Annotated in this window: 21 protein-coding genes; 6 read left to right on the plus strand and 15 right to left on the minus strand. The window is 41.1% G+C overall.

Going from position 1 to position 26,214, the window contains the following annotated elements:
- Positions 1 to 104: 104 nt before the first annotated feature.
- Positions 105 to 878 carry a DUF4145 domain-containing protein gene (locus AXW61_RS13990; protein WP_062034784.1) on the minus strand — a complete coding sequence of 258 codons (774 nt, stop codon included), beginning with the start codon at positions 876 to 878 and terminating at the stop codon, positions 105 to 107.
- Between the two features lie 262 nt (positions 879 to 1,140).
- Here AXW61_RS13990 and AXW61_RS13995 point away from each other — a divergent pair, with 262 nt between their 5' ends.
- Complete coding sequence (locus AXW61_RS13995) at positions 1,141 to 1,839, plus strand: DUF1826 domain-containing protein (protein ID WP_062034785.1); 699 nt, start codon at positions 1,141 to 1,143, stop codon at positions 1,837 to 1,839.
- 119 nt (positions 1,840 to 1,958) lie between these two features.
- On the opposite strand, the gene AXW61_RS14000 is transcribed toward AXW61_RS13995, so the two are convergent.
- From AXW61_RS14000 to AXW61_RS14010, 3 genes are all read right to left on the minus strand, one after another.
- Positions 1,959 to 3,017 carry an asparaginase gene (locus AXW61_RS14000; protein WP_062034786.1) on the minus strand — a complete coding sequence of 353 codons (1,059 nt, stop codon included), beginning with the start codon at positions 3,015 to 3,017 and terminating at the stop codon, positions 1,959 to 1,961.
- Between the two features lie 331 nt (positions 3,018 to 3,348).
- Positions 3,349 to 4,056, minus strand: a complete 708-nt coding sequence (locus AXW61_RS14005) for an SDR family oxidoreductase (protein WP_062034787.1) — start codon at positions 4,054 to 4,056, stop codon at positions 3,349 to 3,351.
- A gap of 275 nt (positions 4,057 to 4,331) precedes the next feature.
- A complete protein-coding gene (locus tag AXW61_RS14010) occupies positions 4,332 to 6,488 on the minus strand; it encodes a TonB-dependent siderophore receptor (protein WP_062034788.1) in 2,157 nt (718 codons plus the stop codon).
- Between the two features lie 407 nt (positions 6,489 to 6,895).
- On the opposite strand from AXW61_RS14010, the gene AXW61_RS14015 reads away from it, so the two are divergent.
- Positions 6,896 to 8,989 carry a TonB-dependent siderophore receptor gene (locus AXW61_RS14015; RefSeq protein WP_062034789.1) on the plus strand — a complete coding sequence of 698 codons (2,094 nt, stop codon included), beginning with the start codon at positions 6,896 to 6,898 and terminating at the stop codon, positions 8,987 to 8,989.
- A gap of 115 nt (positions 8,990 to 9,104) precedes the next feature.
- Here AXW61_RS14015 and AXW61_RS17550 read toward each other — a convergent pair whose 3' ends face one another.
- The 7 genes from AXW61_RS17550 to AXW61_RS14045 form a co-directional block, all read right to left on the minus strand.
- Positions 9,105 to 9,218: a hypothetical protein gene (locus AXW61_RS17550; RefSeq protein WP_010326689.1), complete on the minus strand. Its 114-nt coding sequence runs from the start codon at positions 9,216 to 9,218 to the stop codon at positions 9,105 to 9,107.
- A gap of 205 nt (positions 9,219 to 9,423) precedes the next feature.
- Positions 9,424 to 12,570: a CusA/CzcA family heavy metal efflux RND transporter gene (locus AXW61_RS14020; protein WP_062034790.1), complete on the minus strand. Its 3,147-nt coding sequence runs from the start codon at positions 12,568 to 12,570 to the stop codon at positions 9,424 to 9,426.
- Entirely contained in the window at positions 12,560 to 13,795 is a 1,236-nt protein-coding gene (locus tag AXW61_RS14025) for an efflux RND transporter periplasmic adaptor subunit (RefSeq protein ID WP_062034791.1), read from the minus strand. Before AXW61_RS14025 ends, AXW61_RS14020 begins: the two co-directional genes overlap by 11 nt.
- A 1-nt stretch (position 13,796) precedes the next feature.
- The gene (locus AXW61_RS14030; protein WP_062034792.1) at positions 13,797 to 15,119 is read right to left on the minus strand and encodes a TolC family protein; all 1,323 of its coding nucleotides are present in this window, start codon (positions 15,117 to 15,119) and stop codon (positions 13,797 to 13,799) included.
- 47 nt (positions 15,120 to 15,166) lie between these two features.
- Positions 15,167 to 15,586, minus strand: coding sequence for a cation efflux protein, CzcI-like (locus AXW61_RS14035; protein WP_062034793.1), 420 nt, complete (start codon positions 15,584 to 15,586; stop codon positions 15,167 to 15,169).
- Positions 15,587 to 15,650: 64 nt separating this feature from the next.
- Entirely contained in the window at positions 15,651 to 16,559 is a 909-nt protein-coding gene (locus AXW61_RS14040) for a cation diffusion facilitator family transporter (protein ID WP_062034794.1), read from the minus strand.
- A 130-nt stretch (positions 16,560 to 16,689) separates the two neighbouring features.
- Entirely contained in the window at positions 16,690 to 17,526 is an 837-nt protein-coding gene (locus AXW61_RS14045) for an SDR family NAD(P)-dependent oxidoreductase (protein ID WP_062034795.1), read from the minus strand.
- 390 nt (positions 17,527 to 17,916) lie between these two features.
- Between AXW61_RS14045 and AXW61_RS17635 the strand changes: the two genes are divergently transcribed.
- Complete coding sequence (locus AXW61_RS17635; RefSeq protein ID WP_004979714.1) at positions 17,917 to 18,078, plus strand: hypothetical protein; 162 nt, start codon at positions 17,917 to 17,919, stop codon at positions 18,076 to 18,078.
- A 209-nt stretch (positions 18,079 to 18,287) separates the two neighbouring features.
- Here AXW61_RS17635 and AXW61_RS14050 read toward each other — a convergent pair whose 3' ends face one another.
- The 4 genes from AXW61_RS14050 to AXW61_RS14065 form a co-directional block, all read right to left on the minus strand.
- The gene (locus tag AXW61_RS14050; protein WP_062034796.1) at positions 18,288 to 19,175 is read right to left on the minus strand and encodes a DMT family transporter; all 888 of its coding nucleotides are present in this window, start codon (positions 19,173 to 19,175) and stop codon (positions 18,288 to 18,290) included.
- A 277-nt stretch (positions 19,176 to 19,452) separates the two neighbouring features.
- Positions 19,453 to 20,730: a DcaP family trimeric outer membrane transporter gene (locus AXW61_RS14055; RefSeq protein ID WP_062034797.1), complete on the minus strand. Its 1,278-nt coding sequence runs from the start codon at positions 20,728 to 20,730 to the stop codon at positions 19,453 to 19,455.
- 241 nt (positions 20,731 to 20,971) lie between these two features.
- A complete protein-coding gene (locus AXW61_RS14060; protein WP_062034798.1) occupies positions 20,972 to 22,339 on the minus strand; it encodes an MFS transporter in 1,368 nt (455 codons plus the stop codon).
- Positions 22,340 to 22,619: 280 nt separating this feature from the next.
- Positions 22,620 to 23,534, minus strand: a complete 915-nt coding sequence (locus AXW61_RS14065; protein ID WP_004979722.1) for a LysR family transcriptional regulator — start codon at positions 23,532 to 23,534, stop codon at positions 22,620 to 22,622.
- A gap of 115 nt (positions 23,535 to 23,649) precedes the next feature.
- On the opposite strand from AXW61_RS14065, the gene AXW61_RS14070 reads away from it, so the two are divergent.
- The 3 genes from AXW61_RS14070 to catA all read left to right on the plus strand — a co-directional run bounded on the left by AXW61_RS14070 (position 23,650) and on the right by catA (position 26,145).
- Complete coding sequence (locus AXW61_RS14070) at positions 23,650 to 24,759, plus strand: muconate/chloromuconate family cycloisomerase (protein ID WP_010326681.1); 1,110 nt, start codon at positions 23,650 to 23,652, stop codon at positions 24,757 to 24,759.
- A gap of 29 nt (positions 24,760 to 24,788) precedes the next feature.
- Positions 24,789 to 25,079: a muconolactone Delta-isomerase gene (gene catC / locus AXW61_RS14075; protein ID WP_005399484.1), complete on the plus strand. Its 291-nt coding sequence runs from the start codon at positions 24,789 to 24,791 to the stop codon at positions 25,077 to 25,079.
- Between the two features lie 145 nt (positions 25,080 to 25,224).
- Entirely contained in the window at positions 25,225 to 26,145 is a 921-nt protein-coding gene (gene catA, locus AXW61_RS14080; RefSeq protein WP_062034799.1) for a catechol 1,2-dioxygenase, read from the plus strand.
- The last annotated feature ends 69 nt before the right edge of the window (positions 26,146 to 26,214 follow it).

Raw genomic sequence — 26,214 nt, forward strand, 5'->3', positions numbered from 1 at the left:
TTTCAAAATGCATGTTGATCATTTTAACACCGCAGAATTTTGACTAAAGAGTCTTAGATTTGAGCCTAGAGTCCATCATTAGATAATGTGAGCTCTTTTGCAAATTATTTTTTGATAGGTCCTTTTTTCTTTCTAATAGCTTTTGCTAGTTTATTTATATCAGCTTTAGAATGATATAATTCACTCAATAAATGACTCATTAACTCATAGGCATCAAAGACATCATCCTGTAATATTTCAGAATTAGCATGACTTCCTGCATTACCAAGCCATTTAATGGCATATAGAATATTTTCAAGCTCACCTAAAACTACATTTTTATCCTTTGCTTTCGCAATTCTAGAATCTAAAGTTAACCTGTTATTTTTCCCATTTTTTCTAGAATATCTAGGAACACCATATTCTGTTAGAAGATTTTCAATGGCGGCTCTAACTTTATTTGCTGCTGAGCCTGGGGATTGAAGTGTCAAGGAAAAAGCTTCAATTAATAATGATTTAACGTTATCAGGGCATTTTTCTGGAATATTGAAAAAATGTATTGTAGGGATAAATATTTTTGGAAGATAGTACGAATAGTATTGTTGTTCCATTTCGCCATGTTCATTAGGTTCTGGCTCCCAATCCACGGATCCAATACCAGAACATATAACTGATTCAGCACAATCTGAATTATTGCAAATAAGTACAGTAGTAAAAACAGAAGTTAACCATTCCGGTTCCCAATAGTCATCATCTGCCTTCATTTTTTTTGACGATGCAGTATCTTCTGCAAAAAATTTATCCTTATTTAATTTTAAACTTAGATTAGTGCAACTAGGGCAAGGAAAAGTAACGTTATCTGTCTGTTTAAAATATCTTTTATAAAGCTGTCTATCCATATTAATTTAATTTCAAAATTCATTCTGAAGTCGCATAACTTCATTTTATGTTAAATAGAATATCTGAGACTGTGTAGCCTACACGACACTGCGTTGCCACAGCTCAGCAACGTTAATCTCTACGATCATAATTCACGTTGCTGAGTATTCCAAGTAACATAATATTAGTTTTGAAAAATCTATCTTTGTCGTGAATTATTCAGCATTTCTATGATCAAACTAAACGTATAATATTGAACATGCTTTAATACTTACATCTGCTATGAAAAATCCATTTTCTGACAACGCCCAAATTAGTGTAGTTTCTTCTTTCTCTGAACTTGTAAACTCCAAATTTCAAGGAAAAATGAATGCACTTTGCTGGCATAGAGATTTGGTTGGCGATTTTAAAGAAATTGTGGCTAAACTTGAGTTAAAAGAAAATATTACAGAAGTTTCTATTAAAGATCTTTTAGCTCTACAACTTTCAGAAAAAGGGAATCTCGCAAGGGAAATCATTTTAAAAGATATACAGCTTTTAACTGATTGTGGCGCATCCCCTACGCTTAATTTACTTAAAAGTTATGAGCGTGATGACGAGCTTGATTTTATTTCAACAGATGTATATTCGTTTCATATAGATCGTTCACCCATAGAAACAGATACTTTCTTATGTACCTACCACGGCGCTGCAAGTGATATCGTGCCCAATGATCAGGTCGAGCAAAAAATTTTGATTCCAGAACTCAGAGAAAAGCTTAAAAAACTACATGATGGGCCAGAAGCTGAATTTGAAACTTTCCTAGAAGAGTATTTCTTTGATCTACATTATAAGCCTAAACCCATTGCAAAACCTGTGAATTTAGGCTTGGGACATCTTTGGCGACTTGCAGTAGATCATCCAACACAACAGGTCTTACCTTGTGTGCATAGAGCACCTGTTGAAAAGGATGGTGAATATAGATTGCTATTGATTTGTTAAATATTTATTCAATATAGAGTCGATGAATTTAATCTATTTAATAGACGCTAAAAAAGCACCTTAAATTTTTAAGGTGCTTAGCTGAAAAGCATTACTATGCGAGTTCACAGTTATTGGGTTTAGTAATCCCAAAAAATGCGTTGGATTTCCTTTGCATCTTTTGTTTTTGTTAAAGCAAGTGCAGCAAGTAATTTAGCTTTTTGCGGGTTAAGATCATGTGCGACGACCCAACCATATTTGTCATCTGGTTGTTCTGCATTTCTAAGAATAAAACCTTGAGGTACGCGAGATGAACGAATAATTTGCACACCTTCTTTTTGTAAGTCAGTTAATGTTGGGACAATATAATTGGCTACCGATCCATTCCCTGTACCTGCATGAATAATAGCTTTTGCCCCTGCTTTAGCATAAGCCGTGTATGCATCCGGCAACATATTGCCTGAACCATAAACAATTTGTACCAGCGGTAAGCTATCACCTTTAATATTTTCAATATTAAATTCTGAGCTCTTATTATGACGTTTTGCTGTATTTCTGAACCAGTAAGGTTTTCCTTCGACTAAGGTCCCGAGTGCACCCCATTGGCTCATAAATGCATTGGTATGGATATTAATTGTTTTTGAAACATCTCGTGCTGCAAAAATGTCGTCATTCATGAGCACAAAAGTTCCTTTACCTTTTGCACTATCGTCGGCAGCAAGTGCAACCGCACTATAAAGGTTCAACGGGCCATCAGCAGAAAGTGCAGTACTTGGACGCATTGACCCGACCAATACAATCGGCTTGTCTGAATGAATCACTAAATTTAAAAAGAAAGCTGTTTCTTCTAGGGTGTCTGTTCCATGTGTAATCACGACACCATTCACATCAGGCTTTTTCAGTAAGTCATTGACTTGACGTGCAAGGGATAATAATTCTTTATCCGTAATACTTTCTGATGCAACTTGCATTGCCTGCACACCAGTCACATTGGCAAGGTTTTGAATCTGAGGAACCGCATTTAATAATGCATCTACAGGAACTTTTGCCGCAGTATAGGTTGCACTGTTGGTAGAGCTTGCACCTGCACCTGCAATCGTTCCGCCAGTAGCGACAACAACAACATTATTTTTGGCAAATGCTGCACATGGGAGTAATAGGCTTAAACTGAGTGTTAAAGCTGAAATCGTTTTTTTCATAGGTCATCCTTTTTTGAGTCATTTTATTCTTAGCATTTTTCATACCATAGTAAAATTACTGGAAAAAGATAGGATTGTATAGATCTAGAAATTGTGTTTTGTGTCGATCACATTTCTTAAATACGATTAATCATGGTTCATCTCTTGTAGTTTTGAGATGAGTCCTATTTACCCAATACAGAACAGTTGCAAGAAAATATTCAAAATACGGTACGACTATTTTTAAATGGTTATCGCACTTTTTAGCAAGTTGTTATTTTATTTAGGATGAAAGTAATATGCAGTCCCTCAAAGAATGAGAAACTGCATCGCATTATTTAAGCTGTGGTTATCACCACGTTATTTCATAACCTTGAAAGTCGACAAACTGTTGTTCATTTTTACCAATAAAATCTTCAACCACACGTACAATGCCCGTTGTGCTTTCTTTTACACTGATGGGTGCATGGCTTCCGCCCATTTCAGTTTGCACCCAGCCTGGATGTAAGTTCAGCACGCCTATTTGGGCAGGAATTGCCTCATTTATCGCAAAGCCACGTGTGATACTGTTGAGAGCAGCCTTGCTTGCACGATACAGCTCCATACTTCCATCATCGTTTAAAGCAACGCTTCCCATGCGAGAACTCATAAATGCAATGACACTCTTTTCTTTCATCAAAGGAAGAAGTTTTCTCGCAATCGTCACGGGTGCAATACTATTTACCCAAAACAGATTGGCAATCTCATTGGGCGTGCACTGCTCAACGCGTTGATGTTCTGGCCCAAGAATACCCGCAGAAACCAACAGTAGATCGATGGATCTTTCATGATATTTACTAAGTAAACGGTCAGCTTTTTGTACATGATTTAAATCTAATTCGGTTAATTCAAGTCGGTCAGGATACTCAGAAAGCAGTTGATTCAATCCTGTAGAGACTTGGTCTATGTCTCGGATGGTCGCGATAACATGCCAGTGCTGATTGAGCAGCTCACGAACTAGACCTAGGCCAATCCCTCTAGAAGCTCCAACCACGATTGCCCGTTTATTCTTATCAAACATAAAATGTTCCTATATCACGATAATTCAAGGTGTTAAAAACGCTTGAGCTCAAACCTTCAAAGTTTGCTTTGGGATATTGATTCACAAGCTTATAAATTCGCTTTGATCATAGTGCAGTAAGAATTTTTTATACAAACCTATTTCTGTAGACTTATTTAACCTTCATCATTCATTCAATGAATAAGCCCACATCTAACATCAATCGTACCAGTAATAGGTTTTCCGACGACCCAACATTGGAGAATTTAGAAAACCTAAAACCTAGCGATTTCTGTCTAGAAGTTCACAGTCCATGAAAATTGTGCTGTACGTGGTGTGCCCAGAAATAAATAATCATCCCCGAAAAAGCTTCCTGCATCTCGCCAATATTTTTTATTGAACAAATTATCAACATTCAGACGAAGCATATTGTCATAACCATAAGCACGGAAGTTATAGGCTGCACCTGCATCGAATACGGTATAGCCTGAAACTTTAACCGTACCCGTTTTGTTAGCGTATTTACTGCTGCTATATTGCATACCTGCGAGTAAACGTAAACCTTCTACTTGAGGCATTTGATAAGACACATGATTGGCAAAACGAACCGTCGGTACATTTTGAGTTTGATGCCCTTCATAAGCATCTACCTGTATATCTTCCAAACGTGAACGGGTCAGTGCCAAACTTGATGTCATATCCAGATTTTCAGCAACACGACCTTGCAAGCCCAATTCCAAACCTAGATTATGCTGTTCACCATCGCTGACATAGTAATTGTCTAAGTTGGTATATTGATAATCTTGTGTTAAGTCAAACAATGCGGCAGTAAACAGTAGCTCTTGCCATTGCTGTTTAAGACCTAACTCATATTGAGTTGAGCGTCTTGGTGCTAAAGTTTCAAAGGCATTTCCTACGATGCCTTTATCCGGATTACCATAGGCAGACCACGGCGCTTGACTGCCATCGCTTATCCCTTTGGCATAAGAAGCATACAGATGAGTGTTCTGCCAAGGCTGATACATCAATGCAAGCTGTGGCAAGAAGCGATTGAAGTCGGTGTCACGAATACTATTGCCATCCGCAGCATAGGCACTTTCATTTAAATGTAAAAGCTTACCGCCTAGCAAAACTGACCAAGCATCATTAAATTCGATTTGATCCGACACATTAAGGGCTGTTTGTTGACTATCCAATGATTTGTAATGATTACCTAAGGCTTTATCCGTAGGCGTATAGCTAATAGGATCATTATAAATATTTCCTGAACCTATCCATTCATTGATTGCATCATACTGAGTGTGGCTTTTGTAGGCATGTGACAACTCTAAACTCAGGTTATGTTGCCATGCTCCAGTGTTGAATTTTCCGTTTAAGCCCGTTTTAAATTGATTGGTTAGATAACTGTCATCTGGGCTGCGGAAATCATAAATATCGTAGTTACCATCAGTGTCAAAGGTGTAGGCAAAGGCTGAGTAATCATCTACGATCACACGACTTTGCGAAGCAGATAGATTGCTGCTCCAGTTATCATTGATTTGATAGCTATATTTCAGACTCGTATTTAGACTTTCATTGGTGATTGGCTTGCTCCAGTTTTGATAGCCCAGCAAACGATCCCATTCCACTCCTGTCGGTACAGTTTGACCACCAAGTAGCTGATAACCGGGTACCGAACGCTGTTTTTGACGCTGTGATTCAAGATCAAATTCAAGTTTTGAACGATCTGAAATTTTCCAGTCTAAAGCCAAGGAACCAAACCAACGTTTTCCATCGGCATGTTCAACATAGGGGTGAATATCTTCATAAGCTGCATTCACGCGATAACCAAACTGTTGATTGTCCCCAAACCATCCCCCAAGGTCAGTTGCCACACGACTACCGCCATGACTGTCTGCTTCAAGGGTTAAAGATTGGACATCTTGGGGGCGTTTGCTCACATAGTTCACCACACCGCCCGGGGTTGACATCCCACTTTGAATCGCACTCATGCCTTTTAGGATTTCAACTTGCTCTTTATTTTCAAGCGCTATATTTTGCTCACCGCGTAGCAAATTGCCGTTCAGTAAATAACTTGATCCGGCATTTAAGCTAAATCCACGCATCACAAAGTTTGCATAGTAACCAATGGGTGCATAACCATCCCCAACGGACGCATCGTTCTTTACCACATCGCTCAGTGTTTTCGCATGTTGATCTGCGATCAATTCAGCAGTAACGGTGTGAATAGATGCTGGGATTGCTGCAAGGTTTTGCTGGCCAAACCCAGACAAATTAACTTTGGGTTGATAATAAGCCAATTGTTCAGCTTGAGCAGTGGTTGTAATGGTTGCGAGTTGCTCCACATCACTCTCTTCTGCCGCATGTACCCATACCGAGTTCAGCCCTAGACATGAAAATGAACCAACCGCCAATAATGCTTTTTGTAAACGAGAAAATGGATACGTTTTCACTGTCGTTGCTAACCCCAAAAGATAAATTTACAGCCTGAATTTTGCGGCATGAGTATTCACAATTTTCTTAGAATGAACAAGCACATTCTTCAACTTATCTCAGCTTTTTTTTAATTATCTGGCGATAGTTTTGAGTGTGAAGATTTAGAAATTGAGTTTATAGTTTAACCACCTGCTTTTAAATTATAACGTTGATCTATGTTCCATATCTTCAGTCGTATTTGATACAGCATATGGTATTGGGACTTTAGCTGACTTGAAACAGTGTATGGTGGATTGTAACCTAAAAGCTTAGGTTGATTTATTTAAATGTTTTAAACCATTTTTTGAATTTAGAGCGATTTTTTAACTACAAACCCATTAAAATGTTATAACATAACAATACAAAATCTAAACTACTCTCCTTCATGATGAATAAATTCTCTCTTTTTTCCTCAAGCATATATTTAAGTCTGCTGAGTTCTTTCACTTGGGCCGAAACTTCAACAGAAGTACTCCAGACCATCCAATTACAAGCCGAAACTGAGGGTGAAAACCTTCAACAAAGCACAGCAATGACTAAGTTTTCACATGACATTTTAGACGTGCCATTTAGTCGAAGTGTGTTATCCAAAGCGTTAATTCAACAACAAGATGTGCAACGTATTGACGATGCACTCACGCAAGTGAGCGGGGTCTATAATCAAACCAATTATGGTGGCGGCTTTTGGGATAACTATTCATTTAGAGGCTTTAGTACAGACCCCAATATTGGGGCACAAATCATCAGAAATGGCCTGAGTGTTAACCGTGGACTCAGTGCTCCGCGAGATATGGTGAATATTGAATCTCTCGACTTTTTAAAAGGCCCAATGGCTGCGCTCTATGGCCGTGGGGAAGCTGGCGGTCTACTGAATATCAACACTAAAAAGCCTGAATGGGAAAGTTCTTCAGAAGTGAATTTACGTGCCAATAGTTTAGAAAAATACCGTGCTAGTTTTGAACATACTGCCCCAATCAGTGATGCTGTGGCTTATCGTATTGCGGTCGCACATGAAGATAATCAAAGTTTTCGTGATCATGTGCAGAGTGAGCGTTGGTTTTTCTCCCCTCAACTCACATGGAAAATTTCAGATTCAACCCAGTTAGATTTTGACAGTGAATTTACTCGACAAGATGGAACCTTCGACCGTGGTGTAAGTAGTTATCAAAAACAATTTGTGATGGATCCTAAAACATTTACAGGCGAACCTGATGATGGTGATCATATTCAAAAAGATCATTTCTATCAGCTTCGACTTGCACATCAGTTTAATGATGACTGGAAAATGAATAATGCCCTCAGTGTGAAAGATACTCAGCTCAAAGGCTTTTCCAGTGAACCTCGTCGTATTCAAAGTGATGGACAGACATTAGAGCGCCAGCGTCGCTACCGTGACAATAAAAGTGATGACATTCTTTTTCAAACTGAAGTTCTTGGGACGATCCAACAAGACTGGGCCCGTCATGAAGTACTTTTGAGCACTGAACTTGGGCAGATGAAGTACCGTCAATTACAACTGCGTCGAAACCACAGCAGTAGCGTGCCAAATAGCATTGATATCTATACTCCTATTTATGGACAATACTTACCCGAGCTGCCACTTTTCATTAACACCGAAGAACAGCAACGCTATTTTGCACTGAATCTACAAGATCAAATTTTCCTGAATGATCAATGGAGTGTGCTGTTTGGAGCGCGCTTTGATCACGTCACCCAAGACTTTCAAAATAAACTTGCAGGTACATCCAATAAAAAGGATTTACAACAAACCAGTCCACGCTTGGGTTTAAACTACCGACTGAATGATCGTTGGTCATGGTACGCCAACTATGGAGAATCGTTTGCACTCAACAGTGGCATGGACCGAAACGGTGATGTGTTTAACCCTGAAAAAGGCAAAAGCTATGAAATTGGTGGGAAATATCGGATTAACCCACAGAGTTTGCTGAGCTTAGCCCTCTTCAAAATGGATAAAGAGAATGTTTTAACCACAGATCCAGCAGATAGTAACTATCAAATTACCGCTGGAGAAGTCTCAAGTAAGGGGCTAGAGCTCGATTTAGAAACACAGCTCAATGATCAATTCGCTATACGTGCCAATTATAGCTACACAGACGCTCAAGTGGAAAAAGACCAAAGTCTTGCTAAAGGTTCACGACTCAGCAATGTGCCGAAGCACAGCGGCTCAATCAGTAGCAACTATGAATGGACCCTTGCTAATGCAGACAAAGTTGGGCTCGGTGCAACTGCAATCTATGTGGGCAAACGTAGTGGACACAGTACAGATAACGGATTCAACTTACCTGAGTACATGTTGTTGAATCTAAATGCTTATTATGCGCCAACAGATCAGCTACGTTATCAGTTCAATGTACACAATCTCTTAGACGAAACGTACTATGTTGCAAGCTATAGCGATATGTGGATTCAACCCGGCGACCCTTTAAATGCATCTGTCTCGGTGCAATGGAAGTTTTAAGGTTATAAACACCAGACTTGTCTCGTTAGGAGTCGAGTCTGGTGTTAGCAAAGTAAGATTCTGATTAGTTTTTGAAGTATTAGCTGCTTTAGTTTTCTTTAGCGTTACTATGTACTTACTTCAAAAAATATTCCCAAATGATAAATCCAAGAAAAAATCCAAGAAACGAATATAAAGTAATGATAAAGAATACAAACCAAGCTCTATTTTTCTTCAGTAAAAAGTTCATTTCCAATACCTCAACGCTCTATCTATATTCATTATTCTAAGGTTTCCTATACGAAAGGACAGATACAGTTCTTTGTGAATAAAATATAACAGACTATAACAGTTTTGCCATTTTAACTCCCAAAAGCGATCAGATTGACATCAAGTAGCATACAAAAAGCATGGGGAGGCTATTTTGCCTCCCCATGCTTCAATTGATTAAAGGGTTAAATTTTCGTTTCTTTCTTTGCATTCATCCAACGATACAACACTGGCAATAGCACCAAGGTCAATAACGTCGAAGAGATAATTCCACCAATCACTACAGTCGCCAGTGGTCGTTGAACCTCTGCCCCTGTGCCCGTGGCAAGCGCCATGGGAACAAAACCTAAGGACGCCACACAAGCGGTCATTAAAACAGGCCTTAAGCGCAATATTGCTCCTTGCCAAACGGCTTCATGCAGCTGATATTGCTCTCTTAACTCTTTAATGAAGGTCAGCATGACCAAACCATTTAAGACGGCAACGCCGGACAAGGCAATGAAACCAATGCCCGCCGACATCGACAAGGGAATGTCTCTTAACCACAAGAAAAGCACACCACCAGTTAGGGCAAATGGAACACCCGTGAACACCAGCAAGCTTTCTTTGATGTTATGGAAAACAGCCATCAGCAAAATAAAGATCGTCAATAATGCCAGTGGAATCACAATCTGCATTCGAGCCTGTGCCGAGGCCAAATTTTCAAACTGACCACCATATTCAATCCAGTAGCCACTTGGAAGTGGGTATTGTTTAAGCTGACTTTGTACTTCTGTGACAAAAGAACCCAAATCGCGCCCTTCCACATTCGCCGTGACAATCACACGACGTTTGCCATTTTCACGGCTGACCTGGTTGATACCATCCATCATTTTTACAGTGGCAATATCGGTGAGTAAAATGCTGCCACCATTTGGAAGCTGTATTGGCAGTTGCGCAATCCCATTGACACTACGATCTTGCTCACTGAGTCGAATCACAAAGTCAAAACGGCGGTCGCCCTGTAAAATTTCACCGACATTTTGTCCGCCAATGCTTGCTGACACATAGTCTTGTATGGTTTTGACACTTAGGCCGTATTGAGCCGCCAAGCTTTTATCAATTTCCACATTGAGCAAAGGTAAACCCGACGTTTGTTCAACTTTAACGGCGGTACTGCCTGAAACCTGTTGAATCAATTTACTGATTTTTTCAGCTTCCGCATTTAACACTTGCATGTCATCGCCAAAGATTTTGACACCGACATCACTACGTACACCCGATATTAACTCATTGAAACGCAGTTCAATTGGCTGAGAAAACTCACTGTTGTTACCAGGCAATGTCGCTAAATACGCCTGCATACGGCTACGCAGTTCATCCAATGTTTCTTTCGAGTTTGGCCACGCATCACGGGGTTTTAACATGATATAACCATCTGAAATATTCGGTGGCATCACATCGGTCGCCACTTCAGCCGTGCCTGTTCGCGCAAAAATAGCGTGTATTTCAGGGAATTTTTTCAGAAGTAGCTTTTCCGTATTTTCCTGAATACGAAGTGATTCTTCTAAGCCTGTGCTTGGAGAGCGCAGTTGCTGTACAGCAAAGTCACCTTCACTCAGTTGCGGTGCAAACTCACTGCCGATACGGGTTGCAAGTAATACTGTCAACATCAACAAGCACAGTGCAAAGGTTAAAACCACTGCTTTATAGTGATAGGCACAGTCCAATACCTGCTGATAACGATTTTTTAGCCACAGCATCCAACGGCTTTCAGTTTCTTTGATGTCACCTTTTACAAAAAGTGCGACAGCCGCAGGTACAAAGCTGATCGACAAAATAATGGCTGCAACGAGTGCAAGCACAACAGTCAACGCCATTGGGTGGAACATTTTTGCTTCTACACCAGTCAGTGCAAAAATCGGTAAATACACCACTAAAATAATCAATTGACCAAAAATGAGTGGGCGACGGGCTTGGCGCGCTGCCAAAAACACTTCTTTAAAACGTTCCGACTGAGTTAACGGTCGTTTGAGCAGTTGTTGCGCATGGGCTAAACGGCGAATACAGTTTTCAACAATCACCACTGCACCATCGACAATAATCCCGAAATCCAATGCCCCTAAACTCATCAGGTTGGCACTGATGTTCTGCTGTGCCATACCCGTTAAAGTAAACAGCATAGACAGTGGAATCACACAGGCTGTAATTAACGCCGCACGAATATTACCTAAGAATAAAAACAGGATCACAATCACCAAGATTGCGCCTTCGACCAAGTTCTTTTGCACCGTTTTAATGGCTTTTTCCACCAAAGTCGTGCGGTCATAAACCGTTTCTATTGTGACACCTTGCGGTAAACTGCTTTGCACCTCCTGAATTTTGGCATCTACAGCTTTAGACACCGTTCGACTATTTTCCCCCATCATCATCATAGCGATGCCGAGTACAGTTTCTTCGCCGTTATAGGTTGCTCCTCCAGTTCGGAGGTCATGGTCAATGGAAACCTGCGCAATATCCGCGACACGAATGGGGTTCCCATTTGGGCTGGCAACCGTTGTATTTTCAATGTCTGCAAGACTGTTGAGTGTCCCCGGAACACGCACTGTGAGTTGCTGACCATTTTCCTCAATATAACCCGCTCCACGGTTTTCATTATTTTCCTGTAAAGCGGTTTGCAGTTGGATTAATGAAATATTTAACTGTTGCATACGGTTTAAGTCGGGAGCAACCACATAGTTTTTGTTAAACCCGCCAATACTGTTGACCTCGGCCACCCCCGCAACACGTTGTAATTGTGGACGAACGATCCAGTCTTGAATCTCCCGTAAGTCCATCGCACTATAAGCTGTACCATCGGCTTTTTTGGCATTCGGTTCTGCTTTAATGACCCATTGATAAATTTCCCCTAAACCTGTCGAAACTGGTGACATGGTTGGAGAAACATCACTGGGTAAATCCGCTTTGGCTTCTTGTACCCGCTGATTAATCTGCTGGCGTGCCCAATAGATGTCTGTACCATCCTTAAATACGATGGTGACTTGGGACAAACCATAGCGTGAAATAGAACGAGTCAACTGTAAATCGGGAATACCCGCCATTGCATTTTCAATTGGATAGGTAATCCGCTGCTCAACCTCTAGTGCGGTAAAACCGTTGGCTTGGGTATTAATTTGTACTTGCGTGTTGGTAATATCGGGCACTGCATCGATCGGCAGCTTTTGATAGCTGTATACCCCAACCGCAATCCACGTGCATACAAAGAGCATGACCCAAATTGCATTTTGAATAGAGAACTGAATAATTCGTTCAAACAAACCCTCAGGCTTGGGTAAATCATGATTAGTGTGCATGATCAGCCTCGCCTTTTTCGAGTTCAGACTTAAGGACAAAGCTGCCTTGACTGACATAGCGTTGTCCTGCTGTTAGGCCTGAAATCACTTCTACCCATTGAGCGTCATTTGAAGCTTGCCCAAGTTGAACGGGCTGCGCTTTCAAATGCACTTGTCCTTTTTGTTCAGCGTCGACCACAAATACCGAAGTTTGACCTTCTATGTTTTGAATAGCACTTTTATGGACGCGAAGTGCTGTTTTGGAACTGGTATTGTCTAAAAAGATATTCACCAAAACATTTGGACGTAGTTCAGCCGCTTGGCTTTTTAATTTAGCACGTACCACCAAACGTCCTGTTTGTGCATCGGCTTGAGAAGTTAAGCTTTGAATGACGGCTTCATATTTTTGCTCAGAAGCATTTGGCTTAAATGTCAGACTCTGATTGGCTTGTAACTGACCTGAGTACTGAGCAGGCAGATTAAACTCAAGCCATAACTCTTTAAATTGTTCAATCACAAAAAGTTGATCAGCCAATTGTACGTTTTCACCCACTACGATATCTTTTTGGCTAATCACACCAGAAATGGGTGCTTTAATGGCAAAACGACCATTTACCCCACCTGCTGCACCCAATGCATTTAAACGGCTTTGCACCGATTGCACAGTAATCTGCGCTTGTCGGTAAGCATTTTCTGCTCGTTGGTAATCTTGCTTGGCAGAAATGCCCTGTGACCATAACTGCTGTTCACGTTGATAATCTTGACGTGCCAAATCCAAACTGGCTTGTGCCATCCGCAAATTGGCTTGTTGATCAATCAGCTCGGGTACAGACAGTACAGCTAAGGTTTGTCCTTTTTGTACGTTTTGACCAAGCTCAACATTCACCTGTTCCACATGCCCACCAAAGTTTGGCGAAATATGAACTTGCTGATCGGTATTAACCACAAGCTTTCCGGGTAGAACGGTGACTTGAGACACCACACCTTGTTGAGCTGAAGCGATTTGAATGCCTTGCTCTGTCAGTTGCTGTGCCGTCAGTTGAATTTCACCTTCCTCGGCATGTCCTTTTTCTGCCTCGGGTTCATCAGCATGTTCAGATTCTTCATGTTCTGCATGCGCATGTTCATCAGTGGTTTTATCTTTCGAGCTAAACCAAATTCCAACAGCGATGAGAAATGTAATGAGGAGCAAAAGCCCAATCATCAATGGCTGTGATATTTTTCCAAATTGGTTTTTTAGTTGCATATTATTGTGCTCCGCCAAGGATGAGGTCTTGTATTTGTGCGATTGAATTTTTACTGATTTGACTATAAGCATCTGAACTACTGATTTGTTCATAGCTGGTACCGAGGCTGAGTGCTTCTGCGCTCAATGCAGTCTGCCAAGCTTGACGTAATAACTGCAACTGCCCAAGGCGTATGCTTTGCAGTTGTAAGTTGGCTTGTTGAATGTCAGTAATCGACAGTTTTCCCGCTTTAAAACCTTGCAGCGTGCGAACTTGCACTTGTTCTGCCAAAGTGGTTTGTTGACTGATCGCACTGAACTGCTGTTTTAGTCCTTTGAGCTCATGCATGGCATTGGCGATATCTAAAATCTGCTGTTTTAACTCGCGCTGTTGCTGCTGATTCAACAGGCTTTGCTGGCGCTGGGCCATCGGAATGCTGTATTGCTGACGGTTAAAAATATTCAGTGGAATATCCACGCCGACAGCTAATGTGGTATCGCTACTTTCATTCGGTGCTTGACTCCGTTTCATGCCGACATTTAAGGTCGGATTGGGACGCGCCTGCACTTTTAAACTTTCAATGTTTAAATTGGATTGTTGAATGTTCAGTGCATACAGCTTTTCCAACCAACCTTCAGCAATATAGCGCTGTACTGTGGCATCGCTTTGATCTGGCCATGGCATTGAGGTCGCATTGAGTTGAATATCGGCTTTGGTTTCGCCCCAAAGGTTTGAGAGTTGACGCTGTGCTACTTGTTCTGACAGTACCGCTTGTTGGTATAAGCGCTGCATATCCAAACTTTCGATTTGCGCACGTTCATAGTCAACCAAAGCAATACTGCCCGCCTGATAGCGTTTTTTGGCACTGTCTAAATTGTTTTGACTCACTTTGAGTTGTGCGGCGTACAGCGATTTTTCAACTTGTGCCAAAGCCAACTGAGACCATGCAAATTTCACCACCAATTGACTTTGTGCTGTCCACAGTTGTTGCTGTAACTGTCCTTGTTGCTGCGCTGTTTCTGCGAGTTTTTGATTGAGCTTACGCTGTCCAAAAACATCTAAGGGCTGACTGATGGCAATACTGAGCTCACGATCAGTATTTGAACCAAAACCATCTTGATTGATATTTAAGCTAGGGTTTTGCCATAGACCACTATTTTTGATGTTCAGCTCTGTAATCCTTTGTCGCTGTTGCCCAATGTCACTTTGGTTTTGATAGCGCTCTACTTTTGCTAAAGCTTCATCCAAAGTCTTGATCGGTTCGGCAAAACTCCATTGCATCGCAGCTGTTGTTATGCCTACAGCAAGGGCTTGGCGCATAAACGCCTTAAATTGATTTGACATACTTTTTCCCACTAATTTTTAGAAGAAGTGGTGGGAAATGTTTTAGGCTACCCCACCATTAGCGGGGAATGTTCAGGAGGAGGATGTTGCCCCAATAAATCAGGGGCTTGATAGGCATTGTGCCAAAAAAACTGCGGACGCTCACGAAGTTCAAGCGCGAGTGGCAGTTGATAGTTTTTTTCTTTCGGAATAATCAAATGTGCCATTGAGGGCAAATGATCTTGATGGTCTTCACCCAATTCAAACTGATCATTTGCCGTTTGAGTATGGTCATCAACACTGCTTTGCTGGTGTGCCTTATCATCAGACACACACAAGGTGGTTTGATGGTGGCCAAAATGAAAACTTTGTTGAGTCACGACTTGAGCTTTTTGTTCTTCATGGACGCAAAAAGCTGCCGCCACGTTCCAAAGACTTTGGAACATGAATAAAGCAACTAAGACGCTAATCCACGTGGTAGAACGCATAATGTCGTACTGAAATAAAGTGATGCTATTGTAAAGCCTAGACTAAGTCTAAGGTCAAGTCTTTTTAATGACTATGTTCATGTTGGTGTGGATGGCATTCATCTTCTTCAATCTGCAAAGTCACTTGCGTAATCCCATGCTCATGCCCCAATAACTCCACAGCTTGGTGGTATAAAGCTCTCTGATCTACATCGGGTGCAATCAAATGCGCTGTTAAATGCACATTTTTAGAGGTAATGGCCCAAACTTTAAGCTGGTGAATGCCTTGCACTCCATCTAAAGCCAGCAAGTCATTGCGTAAAGATTCGATATCAATTTCACTTGGCACACCTTCGAGCAAAATATTGATACTTTGTTTCAGTAGGACCCAAGTTCGAGGTAAGACCCAAAAGCCGATCAACACCGCAATAACAGTATCTACCCACATCCAACCTGTGAAATAAATCACCAGTGCGCCAATGATCACACCCACAGAGCCTAAGGCATCACTGAGCACCTCAAGATAAGCCCCTTTCACATTTAAGCTGTCTTGGCTGCTCGACACCAAAATTTTCATTGAAATCAGATTGATGATTAAACCCAAAGCCGCAACAATCAGCATGCCCAAGCTTTGAATTTCAGGTGGCTGACTAAAACGCTGATAGGCTTCATATAAAATGTAAATCGCCACCACAAACAACATCATGGCATTAAACAAAGCTGCCAAAATTTCAAACCGTTGATAGCCAAAAGTACGTTTATCATCGGCAGGCTTTTGCCCAATTTTGATGGCTGCTAAAGCAATCGCTAAAGCAGCGGCATCGGTAAACATATGTGCTGCATCGGACAGTAAGGCCAAGCTTTGCGTGATAAATCCTGCAACCACTTCTACAATTAAGAAGGTAAACGTCAAGGCAAGTGCAATGGTTAATTTCTTGGCATTTTTTGCAGTCACTTCAACATGACTGTGATCATGGTTATGAGAACCACTCATGTAGGACTCCTTATCATTTTATTTAACGAAATGCTTCACCATTGAAATCGAAGCTTTTTTTAATTTAAAAATTACTCGATTCAGTATACTCGGTTAAAACGATAAAATCATCTTTCATGTGAATACGTCTTTATTTGCGGCGTTTTTTTCCTGTCAAAAAGTTCATGGCCTGCGTATAGCCTGTTGGTGTAATACGCTGTACCAGATCGATAATTTTGGCATCTGTTCCAATTAAGACACGGCGCTCGTCATTTTTTACAGCCTTTAAAATGGCCTGTGCCGCGACATTTGGCGGGGTTTTAAGCATTTTATTGAAAGAACGGCTGGCACGCTCTGGATTCATACCCAGCGCACGAATACTGTCACTCATTCGTGCACTATTGGCAATATTGGTACGTATACCACCGGGATGAACACAAGTTGCACTAACGCCACAGTCTTGCAAATCTAACTCTTGACGTAGTGCCTCGGTAAAACCACGGACAGCAAACTTTGTCGCATTATAGGCACTTTGGGTAGGCTGAGCAGTGAGTCCAAATAAACTTGAAATATTCACAATATGCCCAGAACCACTTTGTTTTAAATAGGGTAAAAAAGCTTTGGTTCCATACACCACACCCCAAAAATTGATGTTGAAAATCCACTCGGCATCTTCATAGCTCAAGCCTTCAACAGTACTCGCTAACGCGACCCCTGCATTATTAAAAACTAAATTGACCTGACCGAAGTCCTGCTGACACTGCTTTGCCCAATCCTCTACTGCCTTACGATCTGAAACATCTAGTTTTGTAAGCGTGACTGAAACAGGATAATCTTTGACGTGGTTTAAGGTTTCCGCTAAACCTTGTTCATTGACATCACTGAGTGCCAAATGTGTACCTTGCCTTGCCAGTTGAATCGCTAACTGCTGCCCAATGCCTGAACCTGCACCTGTGATCGCAGCCACTTTATTTTCAAAATTTCTCATAATGCTCTCTAAATATCGTTCTAAACTTAAACGCCATGCTGAAGGGTCAAGTACTTTGTTCTACGCAGACAAGCTGCTATTTTAGTTAATGTACAAAAATTTCAGTCATGAATGAAATGATCATTTCTAATGATTCAGTATGTATAAAATTCATGAGTGGTATTTTAAATATAAGATTATTTTTATTTTCTTTGTATTTTTAAGTGCTAGGACTCTAAAAACTGAAGCAAGTTACTGATATTTGCATACTGTCCCCCACAGGCTTTAGACTATAACAGCCCTGAGAAATTCAGCTTCATCTGTTATATTTTTTTAATCTTGTTTTGTATCTGTTTCATCATTCTGTTGCTTTGCATAATGTACTCATCACCTCAGTTGAGTGCCCTAACCATGAAAGATCTAGACTCAAAAAAACCAGCAAAATATGCAGATAGTTCAATTTCAGATAAAGCTTTTAAAAACATGATTATCTGGTTTGCGATTTACTGTGGGCTTTTTTGTATAGGTGTGATTTTCTTTGTCGGTGCAGATCAAAACTATCTTCTTCAGTAAAAAGCTGAAACTTGTTGCACTAATATCAACATCTAAATTTTGGCCACAGAATTAAATCTCACGAGAAAAACACACTTTGGAGATTAAACCTAGACATGGGTTTAGTCTCTATTTTTTAAGTTGAACCCCGATAAAACGGCACTAACAGTATATTTTGAATGGTTAATGCCATTACAAATGAGTGACAGGGGCTGTGTAAAGATCAAACTTTAAGCCCAAATCACTAAAAATGCAGCAATCACCACCAATACAATACCGAGATGTTCAGCACGTGCCAGCTTTTCTTTAAAGAAGTAGGCTGAAATCAACATACTAAAAATAATCTCAACCTGCCCCAAGGTTTTTACAATAGGCACGGACTGCATACTCATGGCACTAAACCAACCCAGTGACGCCAAAAAACTACATAAACTGACACGAAATGTAAGTCCAATACGCTGCCACATGGCCCATAACGTTGCACGGCGAAATATACCCAAATACATTAAAAGTAAAAAGCACTGTGTCCCGATTACCATTAAGAGCACCCAAGCTGCACGGTGAATAAATGGTAAATTATCTAGTTCTAAACTTGCCTCACGTACCAAGAGCGAGGTAATGGCAAAACATAAACCACTACCGATACCTATACACAAGGTTTGCACCGAAAAATCAGAAAAGTCCCGCCCTTTGGACATTAAAAAAACTGCGAAGCCTCCCACGGCAACCCCAAACCAGCCTAAAAGGCTTAAATGATCAGATAAAAAGACTACAGCAATAATCGCAGCAAGTACTGCTTCACTTTTAGCAAGACCCACTCCAATTGCATAATTTTTTTGCTTAAAAAGCTGAACCATCAAGGCTGTTGCTGCAATTTGGCTCAACGCCGCAATAAGCACATAGATAGCAAAACGGAGATTGAAATGGACGGAATCTGTCACAGGTTGGAAATGGTAAAGACAACTGATGTAAATCAGTGCTAAAGGTAAAGCAAAAATGAACCGCGCTAGAGTTACTCCATAAACATCTACAGTAGTACTGAGTTGCTTTTGAAAAGCGTTGCGCCAAGCCTGCATAAAAGCGGCCATAAGCGTAAAAAGAATCCATGTTATTGTCATCAAGTACTCTATATACAGTTACTTACCTCACCTAATGTAACCCGTTGATGGCAGCACATGTGCTTTATTTTCATGACTTATTCTTATGTGATAAATAACTTAAGTTCTGACGAAACTTCTACTATTGCGTGACTTTCGCAACATTTCCTCAAAACTGGGTATTGAGGAAATTAAACAGCAAGACATAAAAAACCGAAGGGCTTATCCTTCGGTTTCTGTGTGAAATTTCACTTCATTCTATACATATCAAAGTGAAAACGGGTTATCACTTCAAGTATTAGAAGTTATAAATCGCAACCAAGTTCACACGGTTGTCTTCACCTTTTTTACTACCATTTGCCGCAGGTGCAAACGCTTCGCGCTCACCGTAGACATACTCTACGCCAAGGCTAACAGGTTGAACTGGGCTATAGAATAAATTACCCCATGCTTGCCATAAGTTTTTATTGATTTTGGTATCATCAGCTACAGCATCAAGGTAGTCCTGATTTTTATCAAAAGTCATATAACCATAAGCTAAAGTACCGCGTAATTTGTCATTAAACTTTTGTGTTAAACCGACAGTAATTGAGTCAAACTCACTTTGTTCAATACTTGTGCCTGTTGCAACTACGCCAGGGTTTGTAAAGGATACAAAGCTGCTATCGCCTTTTACATGGTAGTAATCCGCTTTCACAGAAGTCACAGGGGTGATGTCAAATTTGGCACCAACACCTACGCCATACGCCCACTCTTCTTGATTTTGAATGCGTTTTTCATGCGCCATTGCACGTCCACTGACTGAAAGGGCATCATTAAACTTATGATTCAGTCGTCCTGTAAATGCAGGCATACGTTGGCTTATGCTGGCATCTTTCGGGTCTTCCACTGCCGCGACTAAGTTAGTATTTGGCGTGAATTTATGGGTATAACGCACTTGAGGTGTACGTTTAATTGAAGCACCCACATAAGCCAAAGCATCAATCGTTTCAGGGATATAGTCTGGAGTCGCAAAGTTTGACCACGTTTGACCAATTAACCAGTTACCATAGTTTAAATACGCATGACGAATACGTAAATTATCAAGGTTTGCACCGCCTAAAAAGTCGACCTCAATTTTGGCATTTAAGTTCTGATCGGCGACTGGCGCTTTAAAGTCCAAACCTAATCGCGTTGCTGAAAGGGTTGATCTTAAACGATCGCTATTTTCAGCATTTCCTTCTAAAGGTACACTATTGATTTGGTTATAAGGCATGTCTTTGCTACCGCCTTCAGCTTGATACGATGCGTCCATTCGAACATTACCGTATAAGTTGAACTCTGCCCCACCTTTGGTCAAACCTAAACCCGTTTTTTCAACCGTTTTTGGCGTCGTCAACACTTGACGTTCAACAGCGCTCAATTGAACAGCTTGCTGCTGTTGTTGCTGCGTATTCTGTTGAAGCATTTGTTTTAACGCATTAATTTCATTTCTAAGTTGCTCAATCTCTGTCGTTGTATTGGTTTGTGCGTGTAATGCCGCACTACTTAACATGGATAAAGTGACAACTAAAACGTTCTTCTTAAATTGTTTCATTCTAACACGGGTCCTGTGTATTTAAGTCTGTCCTGACTTTTACTCTTTAATATTTAGCTCTCTTTTTCATCGCTGTTTTCTAACGCAATGCATTTCTTTTAATACTTTAAAATGAAACTTTTTATCGCATTAAAAATCGCGTTAAAAAACAACTTATAAAAAGCAAATTGATTTTAACAGTTCATACAGTTTTTGAAATGAGCCTACTACTAATGCACTAGACTCATGGGTTCAGTATTATTTAATTGGCTGTGGATTTAACTGCATCAAACATTTGTTTTGATTTGGTTTTTTCACCATCTACAGATACTTTTAAGTTGACCATAAACACTGCCAAAGCCGCAATCACACCAGGTATCGCAATCACGAGAAAATTCATTTGATGTGGCAACTCAAAAGTTAACAATGCACCTGTTAATACTGGTCCAACAATTGCGCCAATGCGTCCTATGCCTGAAGCCCAGCCCATACCTGTAGAGCGCACCGCAGTTGGATAGAACTGTGCAACAAAGGTATACAGTAGAATTTGTGAGCCAATAGTTGCTGCGCCCGCAATTGCAATTAAACCGTACAGCACCATTTGTGGACTGTTGAAACCAAGTAGAATTAGTGCAATAGCACCCACGGTGAACATGGTTGTTAAAACTGGTTTTAAGTGGAAACGATCTGCGAGCGCACCACCGCCAATCGCTCCCACCATACCGCCAATATTTAAAGCAAATAAGAAAATCATACTCGCACCAAGCGAATAACCTGCTTGAATCATTAGTTTTGGTAGCCAGCTTCCAAGCGCATAGACCATGAGTAAGCACATAAAGAATGCCACCCAAAACATCATGGTGCTAAAGGTACGACCTTGTTGGAACAATGCCTTTAATGGAGCGTCATCACCAGCAACAGGTTCGTTGAGCTTAAATGTCGTTTCTAGCTGAATCGCTTGCTCAGGTGCAATTTTTTGCACAATTTCACGGACTTTTTCAGTTTCACCCTTTTTAGTCAGGAACATTAAAGACTCAGGTAAAAACTTCCAAAGAATCGGTAAAGCCAGAAATGGAATGATGGCAATATAGAACATGATTTTCCAACCATAGTCTGTTACCAACCATGCACCCAGTAAGGCTGACGTCATGCCACCAATAGCATAACCACTGAACATAACCGCAACGAGTGTGCTACGAATACGCTTCGGAGCATATTCAGTCATGAGTGCGACCACGTTTGGCATCACCCCACCAATGCCAAGGCCCGCAAGAAAACGTAAAATCCCAAACTCAATAGGATTGCTTGCAAATGCGCCTAGAAAAGTGAAGCCACTAAAAATAGCCACACAAATCATAATGGTCTTTTTACGGCCCAATTTGTCAGACAACGTACCAAAGCTCATTGCACCGAACATCATGCCAAACAATGCTGTACTCGCAAGTAATCCTGCTTGTACTGCACTGAGTCCCCACTCTTGCATCAGAAGTGGCAGTGCCACGCCATAGATGACTAAATCATAACCGTCAAAAATAATAATCAGTAGACACCAAATGAGTACACTCCAATGAAAGGGCGTAAATTTGGCTTCATCGACCACCGTGTTGATGTTAACTGGATTTGTATTCACTTTAAGCCTCCTGCTTGCGAATGTTTGTTGCTGTGCACATTGCAGCAAAAGTAGCTTTCTTGTCCAAAACCGAATAACTCTATATTTATACCTTTAAGGTCGGTTAAGGTTTTTATTGTTTTAAATAAATAGCTTATATAAGCCATAATTGCAGTGAGAGACAGAAAATAAGCAAAACCAAGCGAAAATGACTATAAAAAAAGCCATCCCCAAGGATGGCTGAAATGGCTCGTTTTAAAATGTAGACGTTAAAAGTATCGTGGAATTTAAATCCCCAAGTTTAGATAAATGCACGGTCATATTTGATCGCTTCAAGGTCATAGACCTGATAAATACAATCAAATAATGAACGAATGTCCTCGCTTTCATCCATGGAACGAATCGCCAGAAAAATGGGGCTAGTCGCTGCATCATCTAAGATTGGAATATAGTTCAAATGCGGCAGTTGAATGGTTCGCGCACTTTCTGGAACCACACAGATTCCTTCTCCAGCTGCAACTAACCCCAGTGCCAACTGTATTTCACGAACTTCTTTTAAATGTTTGGGTTCCAGTCCATATTCTGAAAACAGCCCTTGGACTTGGGTAGAAAAGTTTGGCTTGGGGTGACTTGGATAAAGAAATAAGTTTTGATCAACCAAATCAGCCAAATACACGCCTTGTTTTTGCGCCGTCAAAGGATGACTAGAATGTGCCGCCAACATCAACGGCTCTTCACGCAGTAAAACCCGACGCACAGCAGGATCTGAAATACGTAAACGTCCAAAACCAACATCAATCCGTCCTTCTTTTAAGGCTTGAATTTGGTCTTTGGTACTCATTTCGATCAATTCGATTTTTAAATGTGGCTGCTGTTGGCGAAATAAATACACAATTTTAGGCAATAAACCATATAACAACGATCCCACAAAGCCCATGGTCACCGTTTTTTCAACCAAGCCTACACGCTGTGTCATGGCTTTGACTTCTTCGGCATTAGACAAAAGTTTAACAGCGTGTTGATAGAAGAATTGTCCTGCTTCCGTGGTCTTGAGTGGACGGCTGCCACGTTCAAATAATTGCACGCCCAATTCAGCCTCCAGGTTTTGTATCTGGCGGCTTAAAGGAGGCTGTGCAATGAATAATTTTTCAGCAGCTTTGGTAAAACTCTGCTCTTCTACAACAGCTACGTAGTAGCGGAGGTGTCTCAATTCCATGACTATTTATACCTTTAAGATATATTAAAATGCTAATTTGATCTTCGACAGTTCATATTTATTCTTTTAAGGTATATCAAATCAGGTACACAACGCAAGGCTGCGCAGAGTTAAGATGTATAAATCTATAGAAACCTTACTCGTCGAAATCCCCACTATTCGCCCACACAAAATGGCGGTAGCGACTATGCAAACGCAAACGCTTGTCTTGGTGAAAATCAGCACTGAAGATGGCTTTGTCGGTTGGGGTGAAGCGACAACAATTGGCGGACTGGGCTACGGTGAAGAAAGTCCAGAAAGCATTAAGACCAATATTGAAACTTATTTTGCACCTTTATTGAAGTCCCTTAAAGCTCAAAACATCGCACAAACTATGCGTGCTTTGAAAAAGAATATTAATGGTAACCGTTTTGCCAAATGTGCAATTCAAACGGCTCTACTCGACATCCAAGCGCAACGTTTAGATTTACCCCTTTCTGAAGTATTGGGTGGCCGCTTACGTGACAGCTTACCTGTACTTTGGGTATTGGCATCTGGTGACACTGAAAAAGATATTGCTGAAGGCCGAAAAATGATTGAGGCAAAACGCCACAATATTTTCAAACTTAAAATTGGTTCACGCCGTGTAGAAGAAGATGTCGAACATGTTCTTGCGATTAAACAAGCACTGGGTTCAGACATTTCCATCCGTGTCGATGTGAACCGTGCATGGTCTGAGCTAGATGCGATTAAAGGCATTCAACTTCTACAAAATGGTGGTGTTGACCTGATTGAACAACCCTGTGCGATTGACAACATTGATGCGATGCAGCGTTTAACACGACGTTTTGATCTTGCCATCATGGCGGATGAATCGCTCATGGGACCAAGCTCAGCCTACCGTTTAGCCAAAACCAATGCGGCCTCTGTTTTTGCAGTCAAAGTGGCTCAGTCTGGTGGACTAATTGAAGGTCATGAAGTCGCGAAGATTGCCAACTTAGCAGGCATTGATTTGTATGGCGGAACCATGCTTGAAGGTGCAGTCGGCACGATTGCTTCGGCACATTTGTTCTCGACCTTTGAAAATTTAGCTTATGGCACAGAGCTATTCGGCCCACTACTGTTAACCCAAGATATTTTAAAAACCCCACTTCAATACACTGACTTCGCTTTGCACTTACCCCAAGGCAAAGGACTCGGTATTGAACTGGATGAAAACAAGATTGATCAGCTGCGCCGCGCTTAAGCGACGTCTTAACCGTTTAGGAGTTATACATGCTTTTTCACGTACGTATGGATGTAAACATTCCACTGGATATGCCTGCTGAAACTGCCAGTGAAATTAAAGCAGTCGAAAAAGCATATTCGCAAGAGCTACAAGCTCAAGGCAAATGGCGACATATTTGGCGTATTACAGGTCAGTACTCAAACATCAGCATTTTTGATGTAGACAGCAATGAAGAGCTACACAACATTTTGCAAGGTTTACCCCTGTACCCGTATATGAACATTGAAGTGATGCCTTTAAACCGACATCCATCGTCTATTCGAGAAGATGATCGTTAATTGAAAAAAGATTTTATGCAATTTAATCACTGGAACGTAATGAATGATCCAGTGAAAGAAATTAACAAGGAACGTGGCAGCTAAGCTTTTCAACCTATTCATAAAGCTAGCCACCACACAGCAAACATACTTAAGGAGCAATAGTATGAATCGTCAACAGATTGATGCATTAGTCAAAACAATGAATGTGGATACAGCAACAGGTTCTGTAGACGCACGTACTCAACAAATTGTGGTTCGCCTATTGGGTGACTTATTCCAAGCGATTGAAGACTTAGATTTGAGCCAAACTGAAGTTTGGAAAGGTCTTGAATACTTTACGGATGCGGGTCAAGCCAACGAACTTGGTTTACTTGCGGCTGGTCTTGGTCTTGAGCACTACCTCGACTTACGTGCAGATGAAGCCGATGCCAAAGCAGGCATTACAGGCGGAACGCCACGTACCATCGAGGGTCCTTTATACGTAGCTGGCGCACCTGAATCGGTTGGTTTTGCGCGTATGGACGATGGTTCTGAAGAAGGCAAAATTCCGACTTTGATTATTGAAGGGACAGTGACTGACAGTGATGGTCAGATTATTGAAGGTGCAAAAGTTGAAGTGTGGCATGCCAATAGCTTAGGCAACTACTCTTTCTTCGATAAGTCACAATCAGACTTCAATCTACGTCGTTCAATCATTAGCGACCAAGATGGTAAATACGTTGCTCTCACCACGATGCCTGTTGGTTATGGATGCCCACCAGAAGGGACAACTCAATTTGTATTGAACAAGTTAGGTCGTCACGGTAACCGTCCTTCGCACGTGCATTACTTCGTTTCTGCGCCAGGCTATCGTAAGTTAACCACCCAATTCAACATTGAGGGTGACCAATACCTGTGGGATGACTTTGCATTTGCAACACGTGAAGGCTTAGTCGCGACCGCTGTCGACATTACCGATGAAGCTGAAATTGCACGCCGTGGTTTAACAGGTCCATTCAAACACATTCAATTCAATGTTGAACTGGTGAAAGACCAAGCGGCTGCACCATCAACTGAAGTCGAGCGTCGTCGCGCTAGCGCTTAATTACCCTTGGAACCGAAAATAGCCACTGCAAAGTCGCATTTCGGGGACTTCCTCACTTTTGGAAAGTCG

This window comes from Acinetobacter sp. BMW17, from assembly GCF_001592855.1.
Lineage (GTDB): Bacteria > Pseudomonadota > Gammaproteobacteria > Pseudomonadales > Moraxellaceae > Acinetobacter > Acinetobacter johnsonii.

Excerpts from the sequence above, each read along its gene's own strand:
- AXW61_RS13990 (WP_062034784.1), bottom strand. The coding sequence starts at position 878 with ATGGATAGACAGCTTTATAAAAGATATTTTAAACAGACAGATAACGTT.
- AXW61_RS13995 (WP_062034785.1), top strand. The coding sequence starts at position 1,141 with ATGAAAAATCCATTTTCTGACAACGCCCAAATTAGTGTAGTTTCTTCT.
- AXW61_RS14000 (WP_062034786.1), bottom strand. The coding sequence starts at position 3,017 with ATGAAAAAAACGATTTCAGCTTTAACACTCAGTTTAAGCCTATTACTC.
- AXW61_RS14005 (WP_062034787.1), bottom strand. The coding sequence starts at position 4,056 with ATGTTTGATAAGAATAAACGGGCAATCGTGGTTGGAGCTTCTAGAGGG.
- AXW61_RS14015 (WP_062034789.1), top strand. The coding sequence starts at position 6,896 with ATGATGAATAAATTCTCTCTTTTTTCCTCAAGCATATATTTAAGTCTG.
- AXW61_RS17550 (WP_010326689.1), bottom strand. The coding sequence starts at position 9,218 with ATGAACTTTTTACTGAAGAAAAATAGAGCTTGGTTTGTATTCTTTATC.
- AXW61_RS14020 (WP_062034790.1), bottom strand. The coding sequence starts at position 12,570 with ATGCACACTAATCATGATTTACCCAAGCCTGAGGGTTTGTTTGAACGA.
- AXW61_RS14025 (WP_062034791.1), bottom strand. The coding sequence starts at position 13,795 with ATGCAACTAAAAAACCAATTTGGAAAAATATCACAGCCATTGATGATT.
- AXW61_RS14030 (WP_062034792.1), bottom strand. The coding sequence starts at position 15,119 with ATGTCAAATCAATTTAAGGCGTTTATGCGCCAAGCCCTTGCTGTAGGC.
- AXW61_RS14035 (WP_062034793.1), bottom strand. The coding sequence starts at position 15,586 with ATGCGTTCTACCACGTGGATTAGCGTCTTAGTTGCTTTATTCATGTTC.
- AXW61_RS14040 (WP_062034794.1), bottom strand. The coding sequence starts at position 16,559 with ATGAGTGGTTCTCATAACCATGATCACAGTCATGTTGAAGTGACTGCA.
- AXW61_RS14045 (WP_062034795.1), bottom strand. The coding sequence starts at position 17,526 with ATGAGAAATTTTGAAAATAAAGTGGCTGCGATCACAGGTGCAGGTTCA.
- AXW61_RS17635 (WP_004979714.1), top strand. The coding sequence starts at position 17,917 with ATGAAAGATCTAGACTCAAAAAAACCAGCAAAATATGCAGATAGTTCA.
- AXW61_RS14050 (WP_062034796.1), bottom strand. The coding sequence starts at position 19,175 with ATGACAATAACATGGATTCTTTTTACGCTTATGGCCGCTTTTATGCAG.
- AXW61_RS14055 (WP_062034797.1), bottom strand. The coding sequence starts at position 20,730 with ATGAAACAATTTAAGAAGAACGTTTTAGTTGTCACTTTATCCATGTTA.
- AXW61_RS14065 (WP_004979722.1), bottom strand. The coding sequence starts at position 23,534 with ATGGAATTGAGACACCTCCGCTACTACGTAGCTGTTGTAGAAGAGCAG.
- AXW61_RS14070 (WP_010326681.1), top strand. The coding sequence starts at position 23,650 with ATGTATAAATCTATAGAAACCTTACTCGTCGAAATCCCCACTATTCGC.
- catC (WP_005399484.1), top strand. The coding sequence starts at position 24,789 with ATGCTTTTTCACGTACGTATGGATGTAAACATTCCACTGGATATGCCT.
- catA (WP_062034799.1), top strand. The coding sequence starts at position 25,225 with ATGAATCGTCAACAGATTGATGCATTAGTCAAAACAATGAATGTGGAT.